At 58.4% G+C, this 21,273-nt stretch carries 18 protein-coding genes, 2 pseudogenes and 1 other annotated feature; of the genes and pseudogenes, 11 read left to right on the top strand and 9 right to left on the bottom strand.

The window, feature by feature from the left end; translation table 11 throughout:
- Nucleotides 1-107 precede the first annotated feature (107 nt).
- Both ACIGHL_RS15705 and tnpC (ACIGHL_RS15700) read left to right on the top strand, forming a co-directional pair.
- Nucleotides 108-3,122 carry a Tn3 family transposase gene (locus tag ACIGHL_RS15705; RefSeq protein WP_499176840.1) on the top strand — a complete coding sequence of 1,005 codons (3,015 nt, stop codon included), beginning with the start codon at nt 108-110 and terminating at the stop codon, nt 3,120-3,122.
- On the top strand, nt 3,119-3,481 hold the full coding sequence (gene tnpC, locus ACIGHL_RS15700; RefSeq protein WP_041013793.1) for a Tn3 family transposase post-transcriptional regulator TnpC: 363 nt from the start codon (nt 3,119-3,121) through the stop codon (nt 3,479-3,481). The genes ACIGHL_RS15705 and tnpC (ACIGHL_RS15700) overlap by 4 nt, the downstream gene beginning before the upstream one ends.
- Before the next feature lie 25 nt (nt 3,482-3,506).
- Here tnpC (ACIGHL_RS15700) and ACIGHL_RS15695 read toward each other — a convergent pair whose 3' ends face one another.
- Entirely contained in the window at nt 3,507-4,466 is a 960-nt protein-coding gene (locus ACIGHL_RS15695) for an arsenic resistance protein (RefSeq protein ID WP_500137054.1), read from the bottom strand.
- Nucleotides 4,467-4,675: 209 nt separating this feature from the next.
- Here ACIGHL_RS15695 and ACIGHL_RS15690 point away from each other — a divergent pair, with 209 nt between their 5' ends.
- The 6 genes and pseudogenes from ACIGHL_RS15690 (at nt 4,676) to ACIGHL_RS15665 (ending at nt 8,318) form a co-directional block, all read left to right on the top strand.
- Nucleotides 4,676-5,110: a disulfide bond formation protein B gene (locus ACIGHL_RS15690; protein ID WP_173425615.1), complete on the top strand. Its 435-nt coding sequence runs from the start codon at nt 4,676-4,678 to the stop codon at nt 5,108-5,110.
- Nucleotides 5,107-5,691, top strand: a complete 585-nt coding sequence (locus ACIGHL_RS15685; RefSeq protein ID WP_499176623.1) for a DsbA family protein — start codon at nt 5,107-5,109, stop codon at nt 5,689-5,691. Before ACIGHL_RS15690 ends, ACIGHL_RS15685 begins: the two co-directional genes overlap by 4 nt.
- Nucleotides 5,692-5,768: 77 nt before the next feature.
- A complete protein-coding gene (gene tnpB, locus ACIGHL_RS15680; protein ID WP_234462161.1) occupies nt 5,769-6,128 on the top strand; it encodes an IS66 family insertion sequence element accessory protein TnpB in 360 nt (119 codons plus the stop codon).
- A 19-nt stretch (nt 6,129-6,147) separates the two neighbouring features.
- Complete coding sequence (gene tnpC / locus ACIGHL_RS15675; protein ID WP_499176625.1) at nt 6,148-7,701, top strand: IS66 family transposase; 1,554 nt, start codon at nt 6,148-6,150, stop codon at nt 7,699-7,701.
- A gap of 43 nt (nt 7,702-7,744) precedes the next feature.
- Nucleotides 7,745-7,852, top strand: a pseudogene (locus ACIGHL_RS15670) (disulfide bond formation protein DsbA); the annotation flags it as partial.
- Nucleotides 7,853-7,856: 4 nt separating this feature from the next.
- Nucleotides 7,857-8,318, top strand: coding sequence for a methyltransferase family protein (locus ACIGHL_RS15665; protein ID WP_499176627.1), 462 nt, complete (start codon nt 7,857-7,859; stop codon nt 8,316-8,318).
- 215 nt (nt 8,319-8,533) lie between these two features.
- On the opposite strand, the gene ACIGHL_RS15660 is transcribed toward ACIGHL_RS15665, so the two are convergent.
- From ACIGHL_RS15660 to ACIGHL_RS15625, 8 genes and pseudogenes are all read right to left on the bottom strand, one after another.
- Nucleotides 8,534-9,454 carry a cation diffusion facilitator family transporter gene (locus ACIGHL_RS15660; RefSeq protein ID WP_499176629.1) on the bottom strand — a complete coding sequence of 307 codons (921 nt, stop codon included), beginning with the start codon at nt 9,452-9,454 and terminating at the stop codon, nt 8,534-8,536.
- Between the two features lie 586 nt (nt 9,455-10,040).
- Nucleotides 10,041-10,499: pseudogene (locus ACIGHL_RS15655) on the bottom strand (IS5 family transposase); the annotation flags it as partial.
- Between the two features lie 72 nt (nt 10,500-10,571).
- Entirely contained in the window at nt 10,572-11,030 is a 459-nt protein-coding gene (locus tag ACIGHL_RS15650) for a group II intron maturase-specific domain-containing protein (protein ID WP_499176631.1), read from the bottom strand.
- Nucleotides 11,031-11,096: 66 nt separating this feature from the next.
- Nucleotides 11,097-12,319, bottom strand: a protein-coding gene (locus tag ACIGHL_RS15645; RefSeq protein WP_499176633.1) for an IS3 family transposase whose coding sequence is annotated in 2 segments (ribosomal slippage) — nt 11,097-12,034 and nt 12,034-12,319 — 1,224 coding nt in all. Because the reading frame shifts where the segments join, the coding sequence is not laid out codon by codon here.
- Nucleotides 11,925-12,041 (bottom strand) — a sequence feature (AL1L pseudoknot). Its footprint overlaps the gene before it by 117 nt.
- Nucleotides 12,320-12,477: 158 nt before the next feature.
- On the bottom strand, nt 12,478-15,579 hold the full coding sequence (locus ACIGHL_RS15640) for an efflux RND transporter permease subunit (RefSeq protein WP_499176635.1): 3,102 nt from the start codon (nt 15,577-15,579) through the stop codon (nt 12,478-12,480).
- A 14-nt stretch (nt 15,580-15,593) separates the two neighbouring features.
- The gene (locus tag ACIGHL_RS15635; protein ID WP_499176690.1) at nt 15,594-16,829 is read right to left on the bottom strand and encodes an efflux RND transporter periplasmic adaptor subunit; all 1,236 of its coding nucleotides are present in this window, start codon (nt 16,827-16,829) and stop codon (nt 15,594-15,596) included.
- A gap of 24 nt (nt 16,830-16,853) precedes the next feature.
- On the bottom strand, nt 16,854-18,164 hold the full coding sequence (locus tag ACIGHL_RS15630) for a TolC family protein (protein WP_499176637.1): 1,311 nt from the start codon (nt 18,162-18,164) through the stop codon (nt 16,854-16,856).
- 60 nt (nt 18,165-18,224) lie between these two features.
- Nucleotides 18,225-18,605, bottom strand: coding sequence for a hypothetical protein (locus ACIGHL_RS15625; protein ID WP_499176639.1), 381 nt, complete (start codon nt 18,603-18,605; stop codon nt 18,225-18,227).
- Nucleotides 18,606-18,820: 215 nt separating this feature from the next.
- Here ACIGHL_RS15625 and tnpB (ACIGHL_RS15620) point away from each other — a divergent pair, with 215 nt between their 5' ends.
- Genes tnpB (ACIGHL_RS15620) through ACIGHL_RS15610 form a run of 3 tightly spaced genes read left to right on the top strand, consistent with a single transcriptional unit; the run spans nt 18,821 to nt 21,084 of the window.
- Nucleotides 18,821-19,180 carry an IS66 family insertion sequence element accessory protein TnpB gene (gene tnpB, locus ACIGHL_RS15620; protein WP_499176641.1) on the top strand — a complete coding sequence of 120 codons (360 nt, stop codon included), beginning with the start codon at nt 18,821-18,823 and terminating at the stop codon, nt 19,178-19,180.
- A gap of 18 nt (nt 19,181-19,198) precedes the next feature.
- Nucleotides 19,199-20,740, top strand: coding sequence for an IS66 family transposase (gene tnpC / locus ACIGHL_RS15615; protein WP_499176643.1), 1,542 nt, complete (start codon nt 19,199-19,201; stop codon nt 20,738-20,740).
- Between the two features lie 47 nt (nt 20,741-20,787).
- Nucleotides 20,788-21,084, top strand: coding sequence for a cation transporter dimerization domain-containing protein (locus ACIGHL_RS15610; RefSeq protein ID WP_499176645.1), 297 nt, complete (start codon nt 20,788-20,790; stop codon nt 21,082-21,084).
- The last annotated feature ends 189 nt before the right edge of the window (nt 21,085-21,273 follow it).

Here is a 21,273-nt window from a genome sequence, read left to right as displayed (position 1 = left end):
TTCACTCACTTCGTCCGTAACATGTTGATGCTTAGAGTTTTTTTAAAATCTCCGCACATCCTCGGATCGTGAACTATCTTTTCTGACTCCTCAGAAAAGGAGTTCCCATGGCTTCATTAGAGCGTACGGCGTATCCCACTCTGCCAAAGGCGTATTCAAAAGCTGAGCTGCAGCGAGATTTTTCGTTCTCAGATGATGAGATTAAATGGGTACGAAGCAAGTCCAAGGCCCCTTTTCACCTCAATCTCGCCGTTCTCCTCAAGACCTTTCAGGTGCTCCGGTATTTTCCTGATATCACCGACGTACCTGATCAACTGGTGGATTTCATTCGCGGAGAGTTGGGTCAGCGTAGCAAGGTGAAACTCGCGGAATACAAGTGGTTCCAGCAATATCGCCACATGAACGCGATCCGAGTTCGCCTCGGTGTGACGGCATTCTACGGCTCTGATGCTGTCGAGCTCGCCGAGCGGCATGCCAAAGCAATGTCGCTTGTGCTTGACCAGCGCGCTGACATCATCAATTCCGTGATTGAAGAACTGATCCGCCAGGATTATGAGCTCCCTGCGTACTCGACCCTGAATGATCTCGCTGAGCGGATTCATGCCGAGTCCCAAGAGGCAATATTCAACCTCGTAGTAACCAGAACGCCAGTCGAGGTGATCCACAAGCTAAAGGATCTGCTCGACACTGACTTCGGGCGACGCCAGAGCGACTTCAATGCGCTGAAACAGGCACCCAAGAAGCCATCTCGCAAGCACCTAGAGGTGCTGATCGACCATCTGGCTTGGCTAGAGAGCTTCGGGGATCTGGGTACCATTTTTGAAGGAATAGTCGACACCAAGATCCGCCATTTTGCTGCCCAAGCCGCGGCATCGGACGTCGCGGAGTTGAAGGACTGCTTACTGCCGAAGCGCTACACGCTGATGCTGGCCTTAATCTACCGCATGCGCGTGCGGACCCGGGATCACTTGGCCGAGATGTTCATCCGACGGATTTCGACGATCCATAAACGCGCCAAGGAGGAGTTGGAGCAAATCCAGGCGCGGCAACGCCAGAAGCTGGAGCAATTGGCGGCGACCCTTGATGGCGTGGTGCAGATTCTGGTCCAAGAACCGGATGACCAGGAGGCTGGCAGTCTAATTCGGGAATACCTCTCCCCCGGTGGCAATCTGGATCGGTTGCGTGAGACTTGCGCCGAAGTACAGGCTACCGGCGGTAATAACTACCTGCCGCTGATCTGGAAGCACTTCAAGTCCCATCGCTCGTTATTGTTCCGTCTAAGCCACCTTCTTCAACTGGAGCCCACGACTCAGGATCGATCGCTGGTTCAGGCTCTTCAACTGATACAGGACAGCGAGAATCTACACCGCGAATGGATCGACGAGCACGTCGACTTGTCGTTTGCGTCGGAGCGCTGGGTCAAGGTCGTTCGTCGTCCTGCCAGTGAGGGGCCACCGACCAACCGGCGCTATTTAGAAGTCTGCGTGTTCTCCTACCTGGCCAGCGAGCTGCGATCGGGTGACATGTGTGTACAGGGGTCGGAATCCTTCGCCGACTACCGCAAGCAGTTGCTGCCCTGGGAAGAATGCCTGCAGCGACTACCGGCCTACTGCGAAAAGGTCGGGCTGCCAGGCACGGCGAAGGAGTTTGTTGCCTCCCTCAAGACCCAGCTGGAGGAAACCGCGCAACAACTGGACGACAAATTCCCATCTTGCCGAGGGGACGTATCGATTAACGAAGCCGGAGAACCGGTGTTGCGCCGAGTAACGGCGCGGGACATCCCACCTTCGGCCATCTCACTACAGACGGCGCTTATGCAGCGCATGCCGGCCAGGCACGTGCTCGACATCATGGCCAACATCGAGCATTGGATTCAGTTCACGCGGCATTTCGGTCCCATGTCCGGTAACGAGTCGAAGCTCAAAGAGCCTGCCGAGCGCTATCTGATGACCATCTTCGCCATGGGCTGCAATCTCGGCCCCAACCAGGCCGCGCGGCATCTGGCCGGTAATGTCACGCCACACATGCTGTCCTATACGAATCGCCGCCACCTATCATTGGAGAAGCTGGACAAGGCTAACCGCGAGCTGGTGGAACTCTATCTGCAGCTTGATCTGCCTAAGATCTGGGGAGATGGCAAAGCGGTGGCAGCGGATGGCACACAGTTCGACTTCTATGATGACAACCTGCTGGCCGGCTATCACTTCCGCTACCGCAAGATGGGTGCCGTGGCCTATCGGCACGTGGCCAACAACTACATCGCTGTGTTCCAGCATTTCATCCCACCTGGCATCTGGGAGGCGATCTACGTAATTGAGGGGCTGCTTAAGGCTGATCTGAGTGTCGAGGCAGACACTGTGTATTCAGATACTCAAGGGCAATCGGCGACAGTCTTTGCCTTCACCCATCTGCTGGGCATCAACCTGATGCCGCGTATACGCAACTGGCGTGACCTGGTGATGTGCCGGCCGGATCGCGGCGCGTCTTACAAGCATATCAACCGCCTGTTCACCGACACTGCAGACTGGCACTTGATCGAAACTCACTGGCAGGATCTGATGCAGGTCGCGCTGTCCATCCAGGCCGGCAAAATCTCCTCGCCTATGCTGCTGCGAAAACTCGGCTCCTACAGCCGCCGCAACAAGCTCTACCACGCCGCCCAGGCACTGGGCAGCGTGATCCGCACGATCTTCCTGCTCAACTGGATCGGCAGCCGTGAGCTGCGCCAGGAAGTGACCGCCAACACCAACAAGATCGAGTCCTACAATGGTTTCTCGAAGTGGCTTTCTTTCGGTGGCGACGTGATTGCCGAAAACGATCCGGACGAACAGCAAAAACGTCTGCGCTACAACGACATGGTGGCCTCATCGGTGATCCTGCAGAACACTGTAGATATGATGCGCATCCTGCAGAAATTGGCCCGAGAGGATTGGCAGTTCACCGACGAGGACGTGTCCTTCCTCAGCCCCTACCTGACCAGCAACGTCAAGCGCTTCGGCGAATTCAACCTCAAGCTAAACCGGCCACCGGAGCCCTGGATCAAGGACTCGGTGTTCCAACAAGCTGCCGGCTCGCTGCGGGTGATCAGACCTAGCCAGCTAGATACCGAGAAAACGTCATGATCAACATTCCTCCCGCATCCTTCCGCCTTACACCGTACGGCGAAGTGGACGCCGTGGCGTTGGAAAACCTGCGCGACAGCTTCGACACCTCTCAACTGCTCCGGCTGGTTGATCGATTGGACGTCTGCTTGGTGGAACTGGGTGGAATCACCTCCATTCGCGACGAGCTGCTGAGATTGCATGCGATGGCTCTGACGATAGTTGAGGGCATCGCTCTTACGGTGCCTGCCGAGAGTGCTTGTATCTGGGCAGAAGCCGAATCTCTACAAATGGATCTTGAGGCGCTGGTTTCCTGGGCTCGTGCTGCTCAGCTCCTCATTGCGCCGCTGATCGACCTTGCACCAAACCACGGTCCATGAGCGCTCTGGCCTATTTCGACCAGGCTCACCTGTTCCTGACCATGGCTGGAATCGCCCGTAAGTAGATCAATTCACCAATCAGTTCTATGAGTGTCTGAGTGATCACAGCCGCCGCGGCCAGCGCGCGAATGGACTCCGGGAGCGCTAGGGCCAGGGGAAGCACTACAAGCGAGTTGCGAGTGCCTGAGCTAAAGGCCACTGCCCGTGCGGCAGAAGCCTCCAAGCCAAATAGCCGGGAGCTGAGTACGCCGAGGGCCGGAGCGAGTAGTAGAAACGCTCCGTATACCGGAAGCAACGGCGCCAGGATGTCGAGTTGGTACACGACAGCCGCGATCTGCGAACCCACCACCACGATTAGAACCAGGGCCATTGCAGGCACTGGCAGCCAGACCCAACCTGCGCTCCATGCGCGAAGCAGCAGAGATCGGCGTCCGCCAAATTCGGTGAGCACAGCCGCTACCAAGGGTAGGAAGATCAGTAACAGGAAGGCTTCTGCGAAGGGCCACAGCTCGATCACTGTGCCGGCTTCGGGGCCAAGGATTAGCCGCAAGTAGAGGGGCAGCAGCAGAAGCTGGAGCAACAGCAGCAATGGCGTCGCCGCGAGCACCAGACGAGAGTCCCCTTTGCCCAGGTGGGTGAAGACCACCACGTAATCGATACAAGGCGTCAGCAGGACAAGCAGCGCGCCGACCAACAAGGCCTTGTTCGATGAGAGCGGCCACGTCACCAGCCACACCATCAATGGCACCAATAGGAAGTTGGCCAGCAACAGGGCACCGACGAAGCGGCGGTTGGCAAAAGCTTCTCGCAGCTCCAAAAAAGGAATCTGCAGAAACATGGCATACATCAGCACGGCAATCGCCGGTGTGATGGCCATGGCCGTCAGTCCGGTGAATTGCGCAGAGCTCAAACCTGCAATGGCAGCGGCCACCACCGCCGCGAAATAAAATGCTATCTGGTGTTCTTCCAGCCAGTCCCGCGACATCTGATATCTTCCCTTGTTGCGCAAGGGCGACATTCTCCCACTGGCATCGGATTTAACCCAGCGTTGAGGCTGGTTGCTTTTCGCTTTGCCGTTGGGCGAAGTCCGCAACGGTCCTAACAAGTCCTGCCGATAAGAGGATGCATGATGTTTCGAAATAACTGGATGGCGGGTCTGAGGCAAGTGCTCGCCATCGCCAGGAGTTAACCGCAATGAATCCTCAACCTCCAAGCATGACCTGGAATCTGCTGCTGCTAACCTGGCTGGTCGCACTGGTATCGACGCTGTCCGCGCTGTTCATTGGTGAGGTGATGGGCCAGGCACCCTGCGTGTTGTGCTGGTTCCAGCGTGCCTTCATGTTTCCGCTGGCGGTGATCCTGGCCATCGCCTGCTACCGCTCGGATTTTACAGTCTGGCGTTATGCCCTACCGCTGACCGTTATCGGTGCGGCGCTGGCATTTGTTCACACGCTGCTCTATGCCGGGCTGATTCCACAGCCGATCCAGCCCTGCACGGCCACCGGTCCATCCTGCTCAGGCGCCGGAATGACCCTCTTCGGCGTGGTGCCCCTGCCGGCACTCGCCTTGTTCGCCTTTATCCTGATCGCCATCCTGCTCATTCTCATCCGTCGGAGAACCACCCCATGAATCGCCGTTCCGTGGTCCTGATCATCAGTGTCGTGATCCTGGCCGTCTTTGCTGCCGCCGCATTCTTCTATTCCCCCTCGCAGTCGCCTCAACAGGCCCAGGCTCCCGGTTCGACCGCCCAAGAGACCGGGACACAACCCAAACAGAACGGCGGCCAATTGGTTCGCTTCCACTCACCAGTGTTCGGTCCAGCGCAGGCTCCAGTGACCATCGTCGAATTCTTCGATCCTTCGTGCGAGGCATGCCGCGCCTTCCACCCCTATGTGAAGCAGATCCTCGCCGAGAACCCGGAAGATGTACGTCTAGTGCTGCGCTATGTACTGTTCCATCAGGGTTCGGAAGAAGTGGCGCGGATGCTTGAGGCGGCGCGTAAGCAAAATCTCCATGAAAAAGTGCTGGAGGCTGTGCTGGAGGCCCAACCCGGTTGGCACGACGACCCCAAGGTAACGCAGGCATGGGCTGCTGCAGAGCGCGTCGGTTTGAACTTGGAACAGGCCCGCCAGGACATGCATACGCCTGGCGTCAACGCCGTGCTGGAAACGGACATGCAGGACGTTAAGGCCGTTGGGGTTCGTGGGTAAGCGCTCCATAAACCCCACCTGCCCATAGCCTGCTGATCATCGGATGCTGTACTCCCGTTTTCACCGGAGTTCATTCCATGATGCGTCCCGACGCCAAGGTGCAGAAGGTCTACCTCTATCCAAAGCCCGTCGACTTCCGTAAATCCATCAACGGTCTGGCCGCTCTGGTCGCACTGGACATCAAGGTGGAAGTGTTTAACCCGGTGCTGTTCGTGTTTCTCAACCGCACCCGTAGCCAGGTTAAGATCCTCTACTGGGAGCGCAATGGCTTCTGCCTGTGGCTCAAGCGCTTGGAGGCCGAGCGCTTCAAGACCAAGCCCGATGTCGGCGACGAGGCCATCGAACTGACGGTCGACGAGCTGAACTGGCTACTCGACGGTATCGACCTGTGGCGTAACCGACCGCACCAAGTGCTGACGCCGCGCTTCGTGGCCTGAGCCGGTATAATCCACGGCCATGATTGCCGTGCCCGAAGCCCTTCCCGATGACCCTGCCGCGCTCAAGCAGTTGCTGTTAGACGTGCTGCAGGCGCGTCAATCTGACCTGGACAAGATCACTCAGCTCCAAGAACAGGTTGCCCTGCTGCGGCACAAACTGTTCTCGCCCAAGTCCGAGCGTAGCCCTGAAGATGCCGACTCACCGCAGTTGGCCATGTTCAACGAGGCTGAAGAGCTGATCGAAGTGCCGACCGCTGCACCAAGTGAAGCCGAAGCGGAAGAAGTCGTTGCGCCGGTCAAGCGTCGCGGCAAGCGCAAGCCGCTGCCGGCCAACCTACCCCGTATTGAAATCATCCACGACCTGCCCGAACACGAACTGACCTGCGCCTGCGGCGCCTGCAAGCAGGTGATCGGTGAAGAGACCAGCGAACAGCTAGAGATCATCCCGATGCAGGTGCGGGTGATCCGTCACATCCGCAAGACTTACGCCTGCAAGGCCTGCGAAGCGGCACCGGTCACCGCCGACAAACCGGCACAACTGATCGAGAAGAGCCTGGCCAGCCCCAGCGTGCTGGCGATGCTGCTGACCACCAAGTACGCCGACGGTATCCCGCTGTACCGCTTCGAGAAGATGCTCAGCCGCCACGGCGTCGACATCCCACGGCAGACCCTGGCGCGTTGGGTGATCCAGAGTGGCAAGCAACTGCAACCGCTGCTCAACCTGATGCGCGACAAACTGTTCGAATACCCCGTGTTGCACTGCGACGAAACGCGTCTGCAGGTGCTGCATGAACCGGGGCGCGACCCCTCGGCACAATCCTGGATGTGGGTGCAAAGCGGTGGGCCGCCGGACAAGCCGGTGATCCTTTTCGACTACACAGCCAGCCGCGCGCAGGAGGTGCCGCTACGCCTGCTCGATGGCTACCGCGGCTATCTGATGACCGACGACTACGCCGGCTACAACGCTGTGGCTGCACGCGACGGCATCGAACGCCTAGCCTGCTGGGCGCATGCGAGGCGCAAGTTCGTCGAGGCGCAGAAGGTGCAGCCCAAGGGCAAGACGGGTCGTGCCGACATGGCACTGAACCTGATCAACAAGCTCTACGGCGTCGAGCGCGACCTGAAAGAGGCCAGCGACAGCGAGCGTCTGGCCGCCCGTCAGCAGCGCAGCCGCCCCTTACTCGACCAGCTCAAGAGCTGGCTGGACAAGACCCAGCCGCAGGTCGCCGGGCAAACCGCCCTGGGCAAGGCCGTTAACTACCTGGCCGGCAACTGGAGTCGACTGGTGCGCTACGTCGAAGGCGGCCACCTGCCGATCGACAACAACCGCGCGGAGAACGCCATCCGCCCGTTCGTCATTGGCCGCAAGAACTGGCTGTTCAGCGACACACCCAAGGGCGCCACGGCCAGCGCGCAAATCTACAGCCTGATCGAAACCGTCAAGGCCAACGGGCAGGAGCCTTACGCATGGCTGCGCCACATCCTTGAACGCCTGCCAGCGGCGAGCAGTGTTGCGGATTACGAAGCGCTGCTGCCATGGAACTGCTCGACGACTTCTGCCCCAGCTCCCTGAAAACAAAGCCCGTCTTGGCGGACGGGGTTTATGGAGCGCTTACGTTCGTGGCACGCCGACTTTTTTTGTCAATGGTCGTGCGCTCAGCGAGTTTGGCCCGGAGCCGCTGCGCCAGTTGGTGAGCAGCGAAGTGGCCAAGGCACGGGAATGACACTATGAGCGCGCTGGAAAACCGCGTGCCACCGCTGCTCGTGGCAGGCCTGATCGCTGTGCTGATGGGTTTGTCGGGAACCAAATTGCCGGGCATCGAACTGGCAGGGACCGCGCGCCTGACCTTCGCTTTGCCGGTACTGTTCCTGGGGCTCGGCGTGTGCTTCGCCGGTGTACTGTCGTTTCGCCGGGCACGCACTACGGTCAATCCGATGCAGCCGCAGCAGGCTTCGGCATTGGTGGCGGCTGGCATCTACCAGTACAGCCGCAACCCCATGTACCTGGGCTTCGCCATCATTCTGACGGCCTGGGCGCTGGTCTTGGCTTCGCCTCTAACCCTGCTTGGCGTGGTTGCTTTCGTGCTGTACATGAACCGTTTCCAGATCACACCCGAAGAGTGGGCGCTGGAAGCACTGTTCGGCGAATCATTCGCCCGCTACCGTGCACGAGCCCGCCGCTGGCTCTGAGCGTCGGCGGCGGTAGCGACTGGCGGGGCTTACTCGTCGCGGCAGCCTACTGAAGGTGCCACGACCTAGCCTGATCTCCTCGTGGCGAGCTGCTTTGGCCACATGCCGTTAGCATTTCTAAGGTCAAGGGCATAGCGCCAACGAGTGCCGCACGCGAATTCGCTCCGTTGATATCGAGCTAACTGTCAGGTGACAGCGGTAAAAGCAAAGCAGGCTTATGCTTCGCTGCGATGATTGTCGGCCTGCCTGGTGTCGATACAAACACTGCCGTCTAGCTCCATTTCAAGTGTCGAGTGGCTGACTTTGAATTGCTCATGGAGTACTCGTTTTAAATCGGTCTTCACTCGTTCGATATCAGGCAGACTAGCCTTCTTTATGACAACGTGGGCTTCCAATGCAATTGTATGTTCCGCGATTTCCCAAACATGTACGTGGTGAACACTCTCAACGTCGTCTACCTGCTCCATGACATTGATTATATCAGCGATGGAAACTCCTTCTGGTGCGCCCTCCATTAGCAAGTGAATGGTTTTAGGTAGCATGCTAAACCCCTGCCACAGCACGTAACCAGCAATCATCAATGTCACTACAGTATCCGTCCAGTACCAGCCGTACAGAAGAATCAATGTCCCGGCGACAACAACGCCGACGGAGGCCAGTGCATCCGATACATTATGCAGGAATGCCGCCTTTATATTCATGCTGTCCTTAGACATTGTGTAGGTGAGCAAGGCCGTGGCAATATCTACAATCAAGGCTATTCCCGCCACCACGACTACTGTCCAACCCTCAATAGGCTGCGGGGCATATAACCGACCTATAGCCTCGTAAATAAGGTAGAGACCGATGATAATCAACGTGACCAAGTTGATTAAGGCCGCTATGGTCTCGCTGCGTCGGTAGCCGAAGGTTTTAAAAGCATCCGGCGGCCTGCGACCGATCTTACGCGCGATTAGCGCAATAACCAGTGATGCGGCATCGCTCAAATTATGTAGCGCGTCAGCTATGAGCGATAAGCTACCAGAAAGTATTCCGCCAACTACTTGGGCCAGTGTTAATACGGCATTGACGCCAATCGCAGCAATCAGGCGCTTATCGCCTACGGCTTCAGTATTATGGTTATGCTCATGGCTCATTGACTCACTCCTTACAAACTAAAGTACTGGAACAGGGGGAGCTAAAAAGACCGCCTATGACGAGATAATAGACAATTCTAAAGTCTCTACAGGGAATAGCGTGCTTCCAAATCACTGACAGAACTGCGACCACCATCGTGCGATTTCGTGCGTCATCGCCTTCAACATGCCGATAACTGGCCAATCCTACGAAACGCTAGGCGACTTGCTCGCTAACCATATGGGTTATGCGTTGTCATGGCCTGAAGATGACAAATTTGTAATCTTCGTATCATGCCTTCGCTGGTTTAATGTGCTTGAAGATGGGTGTGTCTACTGTGACGGCAACGCCATATAAAGGCGGCCTCATGTAGCTGTAAACGGATCATTACATTTCAATATTGTAATGTTTGGCTCACGCTGCTGTTATCTTCAATCACGCAAAATCGCTTGGACCTCTAGGGATGGTCTGAAGTAGCCCGGCATTTTTCCAGCCATTTCGCCGAATGCGATTTTAAATACGCCAGATGATCAAAAATCAATCAATTCGGCGAATATTCCATACGTTTTCGCTACCCGGATCTCGCTCCGGTGGTCATTTCCCGCGTTACAGGCGCACCTCCCCTGCATTCGTCAGTAAATGTCGGCGCGCCATCCACAGGTTCGACAGGGCGAACAGCGTCACCAATTGCGCGGTGTTCTTGGCTAAACCACGGAAGCGCGTCTTAACGTAACCGAACTGACGCTTGATCACCCGGAACGGGTGCTCGACCTTGGCGCGCACCTGGGCCTTGGCCTTCTCGATCTTGCGCTTGGCTTTGTACAGCACGCTGCGCTTATCGAGTTTCTTGTAGGTGCTGCGACGTGCCGCCACCTGCCAGATGACCTCACGTCCTTCATGCTCAGGGCGCTTCTCGACTCCGGTGTAACCGGCATCGGCGCAGACCACGTTTTCGCCACCGTGCAGCAGCTTGTCGACCTGAGTGACATCGGCCACGTTGGCCGCCGTGCCCACTACGCTGTGCACCAGGCCCGACTCTTCATCAACGCCGATATGCGCCTTCAGTCGGGTAAAACAGGGGTGTTACCACCCCTGTCTCCCCTAAGAACCGTACGTGAGAGTCACCCCTCATACGGCTCAAGCCTTCCAGCAGCCTGAGTAAGACTGGGTAACCTGACGATGCGCTCTTCGGCGCTCAAGGTAAAACGTCCATGCTGGATCGAACGGGTTCGCTGCACTGCATATTTTGATGTGCCGCACAATCGAAACACTGGCGGCGGCATACAGCCAAGCAGGTTGACTCAAGCCGCGCGCTTTCTCCTGGGTGGCGAAAGCCCAGTGCCGTTGACCTACGACACGAAAGTAGCGTTGTTTTACCCAATGGGCATTTTTCATGGCGTGCCGACGAACTGCCCAGCGCCATAACACTTGCCAAATCTGATGGTCGATCCAAGCGAAACGCTTGGCGGCGACAACATGGCGATGATACATGGCCCATCCTCGGATCACCGGGTTCAGGGTCAAGATCAAGTTAGCTTGAGTCGCCGTCTTGTTTGCGTTTGCGATTTCCCTCACCTTATCCAGCAATGCCTTCACACTCTTGCGAGCCGGTGTAATGAGCAGTGAACCGCCCCGGGAATTCCGGAGGCTCTTTGGTGTGAGTCATGCCGCTTGGACTGACTCGATCAGTTGCTGGTGGTAATTCGCTTCGGCCTCTGCCGGTGGCATGTTCCCGATGGGTTCCAGTAGTCGCCGGTGGTTGAACCAGTCCACCCATTCCAGCGTTGCCAGCTCCACTGCCTCCCGATTCTGCCAAGAACGACGGTGGATCACCTCGGCTTTGTACAGGCCATTTATGGTTTCGGCCAAAGCATTGTCATAGGAGTCGCCCACGCTGCCCACCGAAGGCTCGACTCCAGCTTCGGCCAGACGCTGGGTATAGCGGATCGAAACGTACTGCACGCCACGGTCGCTGTGATGGATCAGGCTGCCCTGATCGAACGGCCGACGGGCGTACAGTGCCTGCTCCAGCGCATCGAGAACGAAGTCGGTACGGGCCGAACTGGAGACCCGCCAGCCAATGATCCGTCGGGCGAATACGTCAATGACAAAGGCCACGTAGACGAAGCCTTGCCACGTGCTGACGTAGGTGAAGTCAGACACCCAGAGCGCGTTGGGCCGCTCGGCGCGGAACTGGCGGTTGACCTTGTCCAGCGGGCACGGGTTGGCCTTGTCGCTGATCGTAGTCTTGACCGGTTTGCCGCGTACGACACCTTGTAGGCCCAGTCGCCGCATTAGCCGCTCCACCGTACAGCGCGCGACCATCACACCTTCGCGCAGAAGTTGCCGCCAGACCTTACGCACGCCATAGACCTGGAAGTTCTCCTCCCAGACCCGCTGGATATGCCCGCTCAGCACCTCGTCACGCCGTGCTCGCGAGGAACGCCGCTCGGGGGCAGCCTGGCAATGTGCATGGGTGTAGTAGGTCGATGGAGCGATCGGCAGTACCCGGCAGATCGGCTCGACTCCATAAACCGCACGATGCTCGTCGATGAACGCTTTCATGGCTTGAAGCGGCGGTCGAGCTCCGCCTGGGCAAAATACGCCGACGCCTTGCGCAGGATCTCGTTGGCCTGGCGCAGTTCGCGTACCTCACGTTCGAGGGCCTTCATCCGCTCGCGTTCGCAGCTGGTCTGGCCTTCACGCTTACCACTATCACGCTCGGCCTGCCGCACCCAACGGCGCAGCGTTTCGGCTGTACAACCAATCTTGGCGGAAATCGAGCAGATCGCCGCCCACTCCGACGCGTGGTCGTCTTGATGCTCCAGCACCAAACGAACCGCACGCTCACGGACTTCTGGGGAATATTTCGTCGTTGTCTTCATGGCTCCATCCTCTCAAGAGTTGGAGCCTCCGGGAAAGCCGGGGCGGTTCAATTATGGAATTAAGTGGCGGGCATGCCCACAGTTGCGCTGTGCCCGCCAGATTTTCTTACGGCGACGGATTTCCGGGGGCGCCCGGAACCCATTCGGGACCGCTGCATTTACACTTTCTTGCGATGCAACAGCGCATAAAGCACTGGCAAAACGAACAGCGTCAACAAGGTCGACGAAATAATCCCCCCGATCACCACAGTCGCCAGCGGTCGCTGTACTTCCGCGCCGGTGCCGGTGTTGAGCGCCATGGGCACAAAGCCGAGGCTCGCCACCAGGGCGGTCATCAAGACCGGCCGCAGGCGAACCAGCGCACCTTCCACAATCGCCGTGATGAGATCTCCTTGTTCCCGCCACAGGTCACGAATGAAGGCCACCATCACCAGACCATTGAGAACCGCCACGCCGGAGAGCGCGATAAAGCCCACGCCGGCCGAAATCGACAGCGGCATGTCCCGCAACCACAGCGACAGTACCCCGCCAGTAAGCGCAAGCGGTACGCCAGTGAAAATAATCAAGGCGTCTTTCACCGAACCGAACGCCATGATCAGCAGGCCGATGATGATCGCCAACGTGATGGGTACCACAATGGCGAGGCGAGCGCTGGCCGATTGCAGTTGCTCAAAGGTGCCGCCGTAATCCAGCCAATAACCATCCGGCAGGTCCACCTCCTGTGCGATGCGCGCCTGTGCTTCCTCGACAAATCCACCCAGGTCGCGGTCGCGCACGTTGGCGGTGACCACCACCCGGCGTTTGCCGTTTTCCCGGCTGATCTGGTTGGGTGCCGGCGCCAGCTCCAGCTCGGCGACTTCCGACAATGGCACATAGCCGCCGTCCGGCAAGGGAATGGGCAGAAAGGCCAAGCTGTCGATGTCACGCCTGACTGTTTCCGGCAGGCGTACCACCAACTCAAAGCGACGGTCGCCCTCGTAGATCAACCCGGCGTTTTCACCACCGATTCCGGTCGCCACCAGTGCTTGCAAGTCTTCGACATTCAGGCCGTAGCGTGACAGCACCATGCGTTTGGGATGGACCGACAGCATGGGCAGCCCGGTGACCTGTTCGACCTGGATATCCGCCGCGCCCTCGACGGTTTCGAGCACTTCCTGAACCTCCAGTGCCGAGGCCAGCAATTGATCCATGTCATCGCCAAACACCTTGATCCCGAGATCGGCCCGTACCCCAGAGATCAACTCGTTGAAGCGCATCTCAATGGGTTGCGTGAACTCGTATTTGTTGCCAGGCAGTTGAGTCACGGCTTCCTCCATTTCCGCCACCAGTTCATCCTTGGTTTTGTCGGGATCGGGCCACTGGTCGCGAGGCTTGAGGATGACAAAGTTATCCGCCACGCTGGGAGGCATGGGGTCGGTGGCCACTTCCGGGGTGCCGATCTTGGCCACCACCTTGTCCACTTCCGGGAAGGACTTCAGCGTCTCTTCCAGTTGTGCCTGCATCTCGATGGATTGCTCCAGTCCCGTGCCTGGAATGCGCAGCGCGTGCAGCGCAATATCCCCCTCGTCGAGTTGCGGAATAAATTCCGAACCCAGGGTGGTTGCCAGCCAGATACAAACCGCCACCAGCACCGTTGCCGATCCCAGCACCAGCCAGCGCAACTTCATAGCAACCAGCAAGGCCGGCTTGTACAGCGATTTGGCGCCGCTGATCACAGGGCTTTCTTTTTCGCTGATCTTGCCTCCCATAAATACCGCCACGGCGGCCGGCACCACGGTCAGCGACAGCACCATCGCGGATAGCAGCGCCATCACCACGGTGGCCGCCATGGGGTGGAACATCTTGCCCTCGACGCCGGTAAGGGAAAAGATCGGCAAGTACACCACGGTAATGATGGCGACACCGAACAAGCTGGGGCGAATGACCTCGTTGGTGGCCTCGAACACCAATTGCAGTCGCTCTTTTAGTGCCAGCTGACTATTGTGCTGGGACTGTGACAGTCGCCGGATACAGTTTTCGACGATGATCACCGCGCCGTCGACGATCAGGCCGAAGTCCAGTGCGCCCAGGCTCATCAAGTTGGCCGACACGCCCGTTCGCACCATGCCGGTAATGGTGGCGAGCATGGACAAGGGGATCACCGCTGCGGTGATCAACGCGGCACGCAGATTGCCGAGTAACAGAAACAGCACCACGATCACCAGCAGCGCCCCTTCGAGCAGGTTCTTCTCCACCGTGGCGATAGCCTTGTCCACCAGGGTCGTGCGGTTGTACACCGCCTCCACCTTGACCCCGTCGGGCAGTGAGGGCTGGATGGCCTCCAGTTTTTCGGCCACGGCCTGCGCGACCGCCCGGGAGTTTTCCCCCACCAGCATCATGGCCGTGCCCATCACCGTTTCCTTGCCGTCGCGGGTGGCGGCCCCGGTGCGCAATTCCTTGCCGATGGCCACCTCGGCCACATCGCTGATTTTGACGGGCGCGCCATGGCGGTTGGCAATGACCATCTGCTCAATTTCGGCGATAGAGGCCAGTTGCCCCGGCGAGCGCACCAGCAGTTGTTGCCCGTTGCGTTCGATATAGCCCGCACCGCGATTGGTGTTGTTGGGCCGCAGCGCCTCCGCCAGTTCATCCATGGTGACGCCAAACTGCAGCAACTTTTGTGGCGACGGCGTGACGTGGTACTGCTTGTTGTAGCCGCCGATGGTGTTGATCTCGATCACCCCGGGCACTTGGGCCAGTTGGGGCTTGATAATCCAGTCCTGAATCTCCCGCAGTGCCGTGGTGTTGAGGGGGCTGCCATCCGCCTGGGTTGCGCCGGGCAGCGCCTCCACGGTGTACATCAAGATCTCGCCAAGGCCAGTGGCGATGGGTCCCATCTCCGGTTCCAAGCCGGGTGGCAGGGCATTCTTGATGGTGCCAAGGCGCTCATCGATCAGGTTGCGGGCGAAATAGATGTCCGTACCCTCCTCGAACACCACAGTCACCTGAGACAAGCCATAGCGGGATATTGAGCGGGTATAGGACAAATTGGGCAAGCCGTACAGGGCCGTTTCCACCGGGAAGGTGATGCGCTGCTCCGCCTCCAAGGGCGAATACCCCGGCGCTTCGGTATTGATCTGCACCTGGACGTTGGTGATGTCTGGTACCGCATCGATGGGCAGGCGCTGAAAGCTCCACAGGCCCACACCGACCAGCACCAGAATAAGGGATAAGGTTAAAAACCGCCGCTCTACCGAGAAGCGTAAGATGGCATTGATCATCATAGCCTCCTGGGTTAGTGGTCGTGGGATGCGCCGGATTTTTCGATATCGGCCTTGATCAAATAACTGTTTTCCACCACATAGCGGTCACCCGCCTGCAGTCCGCCCAACACTTCGGTCAGGGTGCCGTCGCTGCGGCCCAGTTCCAGCGGGCGAATTTCGTAGGCATCGCCAACTTGGATAAACACCACGCTCCAGTCCCGAAAAGACTGCAGCGCCCGGTTCTCAACCGCCAGCGGCACGTCGAGGGCCTCTACCACTATGTCCCCCGCCACCAGCAAGCCAGGGCTCAGCGTGCCGTCTGGGTTGTCCACTTTCACACGGGCGAGGGTATAGGAGGCATCGTCCGGAGAAGGCAGCAGATGCCTGATGCTAGCCTGCTGATCAAAGCCCTCGGCTTGCAGACGAACCTTCTGGCCGACCGCCACCTGGGCGCGCTGGCCCGGAAACACCTGAAGCTCCGCCCACAGAGTCGCTAAATCGGCGATGGCAAACAGAGGCTGCTCACCGGCGATTTCGCCCACACTGATCTGGCGCTGGGTTACCACTCCGTCTATGGGTGAGCGCAGGTCATAGGTTTTGAGGCTTTCGTTGGATTCCACTTGCGCCAGCAAATCGCCTTTGGCCACACGGTCCCCCAATCGAACATTGACTCTGGTGATAACGCCGGTAAAGCGGGCACGCACCCGCGCGATCTGTTCCGGTGCGGTGGCCAGTTGCCCGTAAGTGGTCAACGTTCGCTCAATCGAACCCGGACCGGCCTCGGTTGTTTGAATTCCGGCCTTTTCTGCAATGTCGGCTGCAATGCGGGTACGACCTTCGTGGGACTCCCACTGCCAGCGGTATTGTTTACCGTTCAGGGCAAGCGTGACGTCCACATCAAAGGAATGGGGCTCGGTCACCACGCCGTCCCCCAGCCAATAGTCTCCCTGGAAGGCAAAATCGAAGGTATCCACTTGTTTGCCCAGGCGAGTCAGCTCGACATTGAGGTCAACGTCCTCGGTGAGGGGTTCTCCGTCCTGTGTGACCCAGGCGCGATATTCCGGCGGGACGTCCTGCTCGAAAATCTGTAGCTCGACGGTAGTGTCGTCCTGCGTCAATAACAAACCGCCATGGGGGCCTTTGATCTCTGGCGCGCTGTTGCTGTTCTGCGCGCCTGTGTCCTCACGTACATCTTCGGCGGCATGGAGGGGCGTAGCGGCCATACAGGTGGCCACCAGTATCCAGTAAAAAGGTTTAATCAGTTGCATGGTCAAAAATCCAGTGTTCGGTGATTACCGCGTGGGTGCGGCTTGGCGTTGAGTCATGGACTGCGCCGTAAGTTGTTCGATAAGCGCCTGGTTGAGCAGCGCCGTGGTGGCGACCTCGACGAGTGCCTCGCGGGCGGAAAGCAGTTCGCGCTGTGCGGCGGTCCACTCCACATAGCTGTAGCGGCCGCGTTCATAGGCTTGCCGGGTGAGATCGAGCGCCTTGGTCAGGTCAGGCAGCACTGTGGAGCGCAGCTGCTCGACTGCATCGATGTTTTGTTGGCGGGTGTGGTAAGCCTCGAACAACAGGGCGTGCAGTTGCAGCAGCGCGCTCTGTTGGCGGTATTCGACCTCGTCACGCGCCGCCGTGGCGGCCTGCACTTCTCCACGGTTCCGGCGTCCGGCAAACAATGGCATTGATATGCCGGCCACCAGTGCGGTATCACCTGTTGCTTCCAAACGACGGGCACCGATCTGCCAGCGGATATCGCTTTCCGATTGGCTCCGTGCCAGTTGAATCTCGGCATCGCGCATGCGCCGCTGGCTGGCGTAGACTCGGATCAGCGGGCTCTCACTGGCCCGCTGATACAGCACCTTGAAACGCTCGCTGGGCTCGAACCGGAACAGGTCTCCCTGCAACCGCTGAAAATCTACCCGCGTTTCGCCCCATAGCGATGCCAACGCCATCTTCCGCTTCTCGTACTCGGTTTGCAGGGCAGAATGGGCAATGCGGCTCTGAGCGAGCGCGGCCTTGGCGCGCAGGACTTCGGCCTCAGGTGCGGCGCCCTGCTTGGTGCGACGGGTAACGGTGTTGAGGGTCGCCTCACTCAATTCCATGGATTGAGCGGCCAAATCGAGCTTTTCCTGCAGGGCCAGGGTGGCGACATAGCGCTGGGTCACTTGGCCCAATACAGCCAGGGTCTCAGCTTCACGTTCGGCTTCCACCAGATCATAGCGGGAGCTCACCGCGCCCATGCGAGCCTGGCGTTTGCCTCCCAGCTCAATGACCGAGGATAGCGACAGTGTGTATTCCGCCCCGTCGACACCCTGTAAGACGCCACTGCCGAGGGCATTCTCCACCTCCAGGCCAGCTTCATACGCTGGTGCCTGATTGGCCGTGAGACGGCTTCCCTCAAGCCCCTGTAAACGAAAGTCGAATACCCGCAGACTGGGGTTTTGCGCCACCGTCCGGGACAGGGCCTTGGTAAGGGTGAGGGGCGTCTCTTCGGCGTGAGTAGTGGCAACATTGAATGCCAGCGCGAACAGGCATAATAAATGGATATACGTCTGGCGCGGCTGTAGACGCCGCCCAACGCTCATGAGCTTGCAAAAAAGCACGTATCTTCTCCTACGAAGGTCTAAATGAAAAATGTTTCCCGAACGGGATGGATCGTAGGATTAGGCGATTGGAGGGCGGAACAGGGAGCGTGACGTGACTGAAATATGGCTGGCCTGATAGTCGGACAGGCGCCGACCGGCGGACAAAACGGCAATATCCGTTGCCGCGCTCACCAGCACCATGTGAAAGTGGGCATGGTTTTGATGGCAATGATCGGACGCGTGATCCCGCGAAGGGTCCAACGAAGAGGAAGATGGCTCCGCATCCGGAGTGCTCGACTTAATTACACCGACTTCATGGGAATGCTCATGGTCATGATGTGGCGTTGCTGGATGATGAGATTGGTTCGTACCGCCAATAGCCGCCAGTGACTGCAGAGCAATCACCAGTGCCAGTACGATGGTTAACCAACGATTCTTCATCCAGGCGGACAGACTCATCAAACAGATCCCAAAATGTTAACGCAAGAAAAAATGTAGCGCAAAAGCATGCTGTCCGGTTTCCTAATCTCCATTGATTCTGGTGTCCGCCATTCGACTATTGCGTGAGGTCACACACGTGTTGATGAAAGGTAACCGCTCCATAAACCCCATCTTCAAATGAACCGGTAGCCGGCCGATTCTGCGCTCCTGATTTCTTTCAGGAGCAGCCTGCCATGATGCGTCCCGACGCCAAAGTCCAAAAAGTCTATCTTTACCCCAAGCCAGTCGACTTCCGAAAATCCATCGATGGCTTGGCTGCGCTGGTCGAGCTGGATATCAAAGTTGCGGTGTTCGACCCGGTGCTTTTTGTATTCCTCAACCGTGCGCGCAATCGGGTGAAGATTTTGTACTGGGAGCGCAACGGTTTCTGTCTGTGGCTAAAACGCCTGGAGGCCGAGCGATTCAAAACCGCGCCCGACGACCAAGACGAGGCGATAGTGCTGACAGTCGAGGAGTTGAACTGGCTGCTGGACGGTTTCGATCTGTGGCGCAACCGGCCGCATCAGGTTTTGACGCCGCGCTTCGTCACTTGAGTCGATATAATCCGCGGCATGATTTCCATGCCCGAAACCTTCCCCAACGACCCTGATTTGCTCAAGAAAATGCTTGTGCAGATGCTGGCTGAGCGGACGGTGGACAAGGGTAAGATCATTCATCTGCAGGAACAAAACGCGCTATTGATTCAGCGCCTGTTCGGCCGTAAGTCCGAGCAAAGTGCCGACCCGGATTCGCCGCAACTGGCGATGTTCAACGAAGCCGAAAGCCTGGCTGAGCTGCCCGCCGAGTCGGAGCAAGAGACAGCCGAAGAGGTTGTCGCCACGACTAAACGCCGCGGCAAGCGCAAGCCGCTGCCGGCCGAGCTGCCGCGCATCGAAGTCATCCACGAATTACCCGAGCAAGAATTGACCTGCGAATGCGGCTGCCGCAAGCAGGTCATTGGCGAAGAAACCAGCGAGCAGCTGGAAATCATCCCAATGCAAATCCGGGTCATCCGCCACATTCGCAAGACCTACGCCTGCAAAGACTGCGAAACCGCTCCGGTCACTGCCGACAAGCCTGCTCAGCTGATCGAGAAAAGCATGGCCAGCCCCAGCGTGTTGGCCATGCTGCTGACCACCAAGTATGTCGATGGCCTGCCGCTGCATCGCTTTGAAAAGGTGCTGAGCCGGCACGGCGTCGACATCTCGCGGCAAACCCTGGCGCGCTGGGTGATTGAGTGCGGCGAACAGCTGCAACCGCTGCTCAACCTGATGCGCGACACGCTGCTCGACTACCCGGTACTGCACTGCGACGAAACCCGTCTGCAGGTACTGAAAGAGCCGGGACGCGAGCCGAGCAGTCAATCCTGGATGTGGGTGAAAACTGGTGGCCCACCAGACAGACCGGTGATCCTCTTCGACTACTCATCCAGCCGTGCGCAGGAAGTACCGTTGCGCCTGCTTGCTGGCTATCGCGGCTATTTGATGACCGACGACTACGCCGGCTACAACGCCGTGGCTGCTCAGGCTGGTGTCGAACGCCTGGCCTGCTGGGCGCATGCGCGGCGCAAGTTCATCGAAGCGAAGAAGGTACAGCCCAAGGGCAAAACCGGGCGGGCCGACGTGGCGTTGAACCTGATCAACAAACTGTACGGCATCGAACGCGACTTCAAAGAAGCCAGTGCCGAGCAACGCCATCAGGGCCGTCAGCAAAACAGCCTGCCGATCCTAATGCAGCTGAAAAGCTGGCTGGAGAAAACCCAGCCCCAAGTCACTGCGCAGAACGCTCTGGGCAAGGCTGTGAACTACCTGGCCAGCAACTGGAGCCGACTGGAGCGCTACATCGAAGCCGGCCACCTACCTATCGACAACAACCCCGCCGAGCGCGCCATCCGCCCCTTCGTCATCGGCCGCAAGAACTGGCTGTTCAGCGACACGCCCAAGGGCGCGACCGCCAGCGCCCAGCTCTACAGCCTGGTGGAAACCGCCAAGGCCAATGCACAGGAACCCTACGCCTGGCTGCGGCATGTGCTCGAACGTCTGCCGCTGGCCAACAGCGTAGAAGACTACGAAACACTGCTCCCGTGGAACTGCTCCCCAGCGACTGCATCCTGACCGACGAACCGCTGTTGGCGGTAGGTGGGGTTTATGGAGCGCTTACGATGAAAGGCGTGCCAAAGGGAATCGATGCGCACGAAGTCGGCTGCGCTCTGGCCCGGATCGACGGCGTCAGCGCTATACATAACATGCATATTTGGAGCCTGTCGTCAAGCAGTCAGGCGCTAGCAGCACATGTCGATGTGGAAGCGATGGGGCGATGGGAGGAGATACTGCCACAGATGCAAACGATCTTGCGGGAGCGCTTCTATATTGAGCACAGCACTCTACAACCCGAGGATGCCGCTATCCGCCAAGCTTGTGATGCCGATCCCGACTGCGGAGCTGGTAATTTGAGATAGGTAGACAACCGACGGAAGGGCCATCTGGGCTGCACGTAGCAGCATCATTAACTATTGTGTCGCTTGATACCCATTATCTCGACCTGTTAACGTTCGCCCCCCCTTGGGGAGTAGCCTGCTTCTGAGCCGCTCAGGAGCGTCCGTATCAACATTCTCGGCCACCTGCCGTGGTGCGGACACCTTTCGGTT

The sequence above is a fragment of the Pseudomonas sp. NPDC077451 genome, from assembly GCF_044543345.1.
Taxonomy (GTDB): domain Bacteria; phylum Pseudomonadota; class Gammaproteobacteria; order Pseudomonadales; family Pseudomonadaceae; genus Stutzerimonas.
Note: the sequence above shows the minus strand (reverse complement) of the source record. Positions and strands in the feature narration are given on the sequence as shown.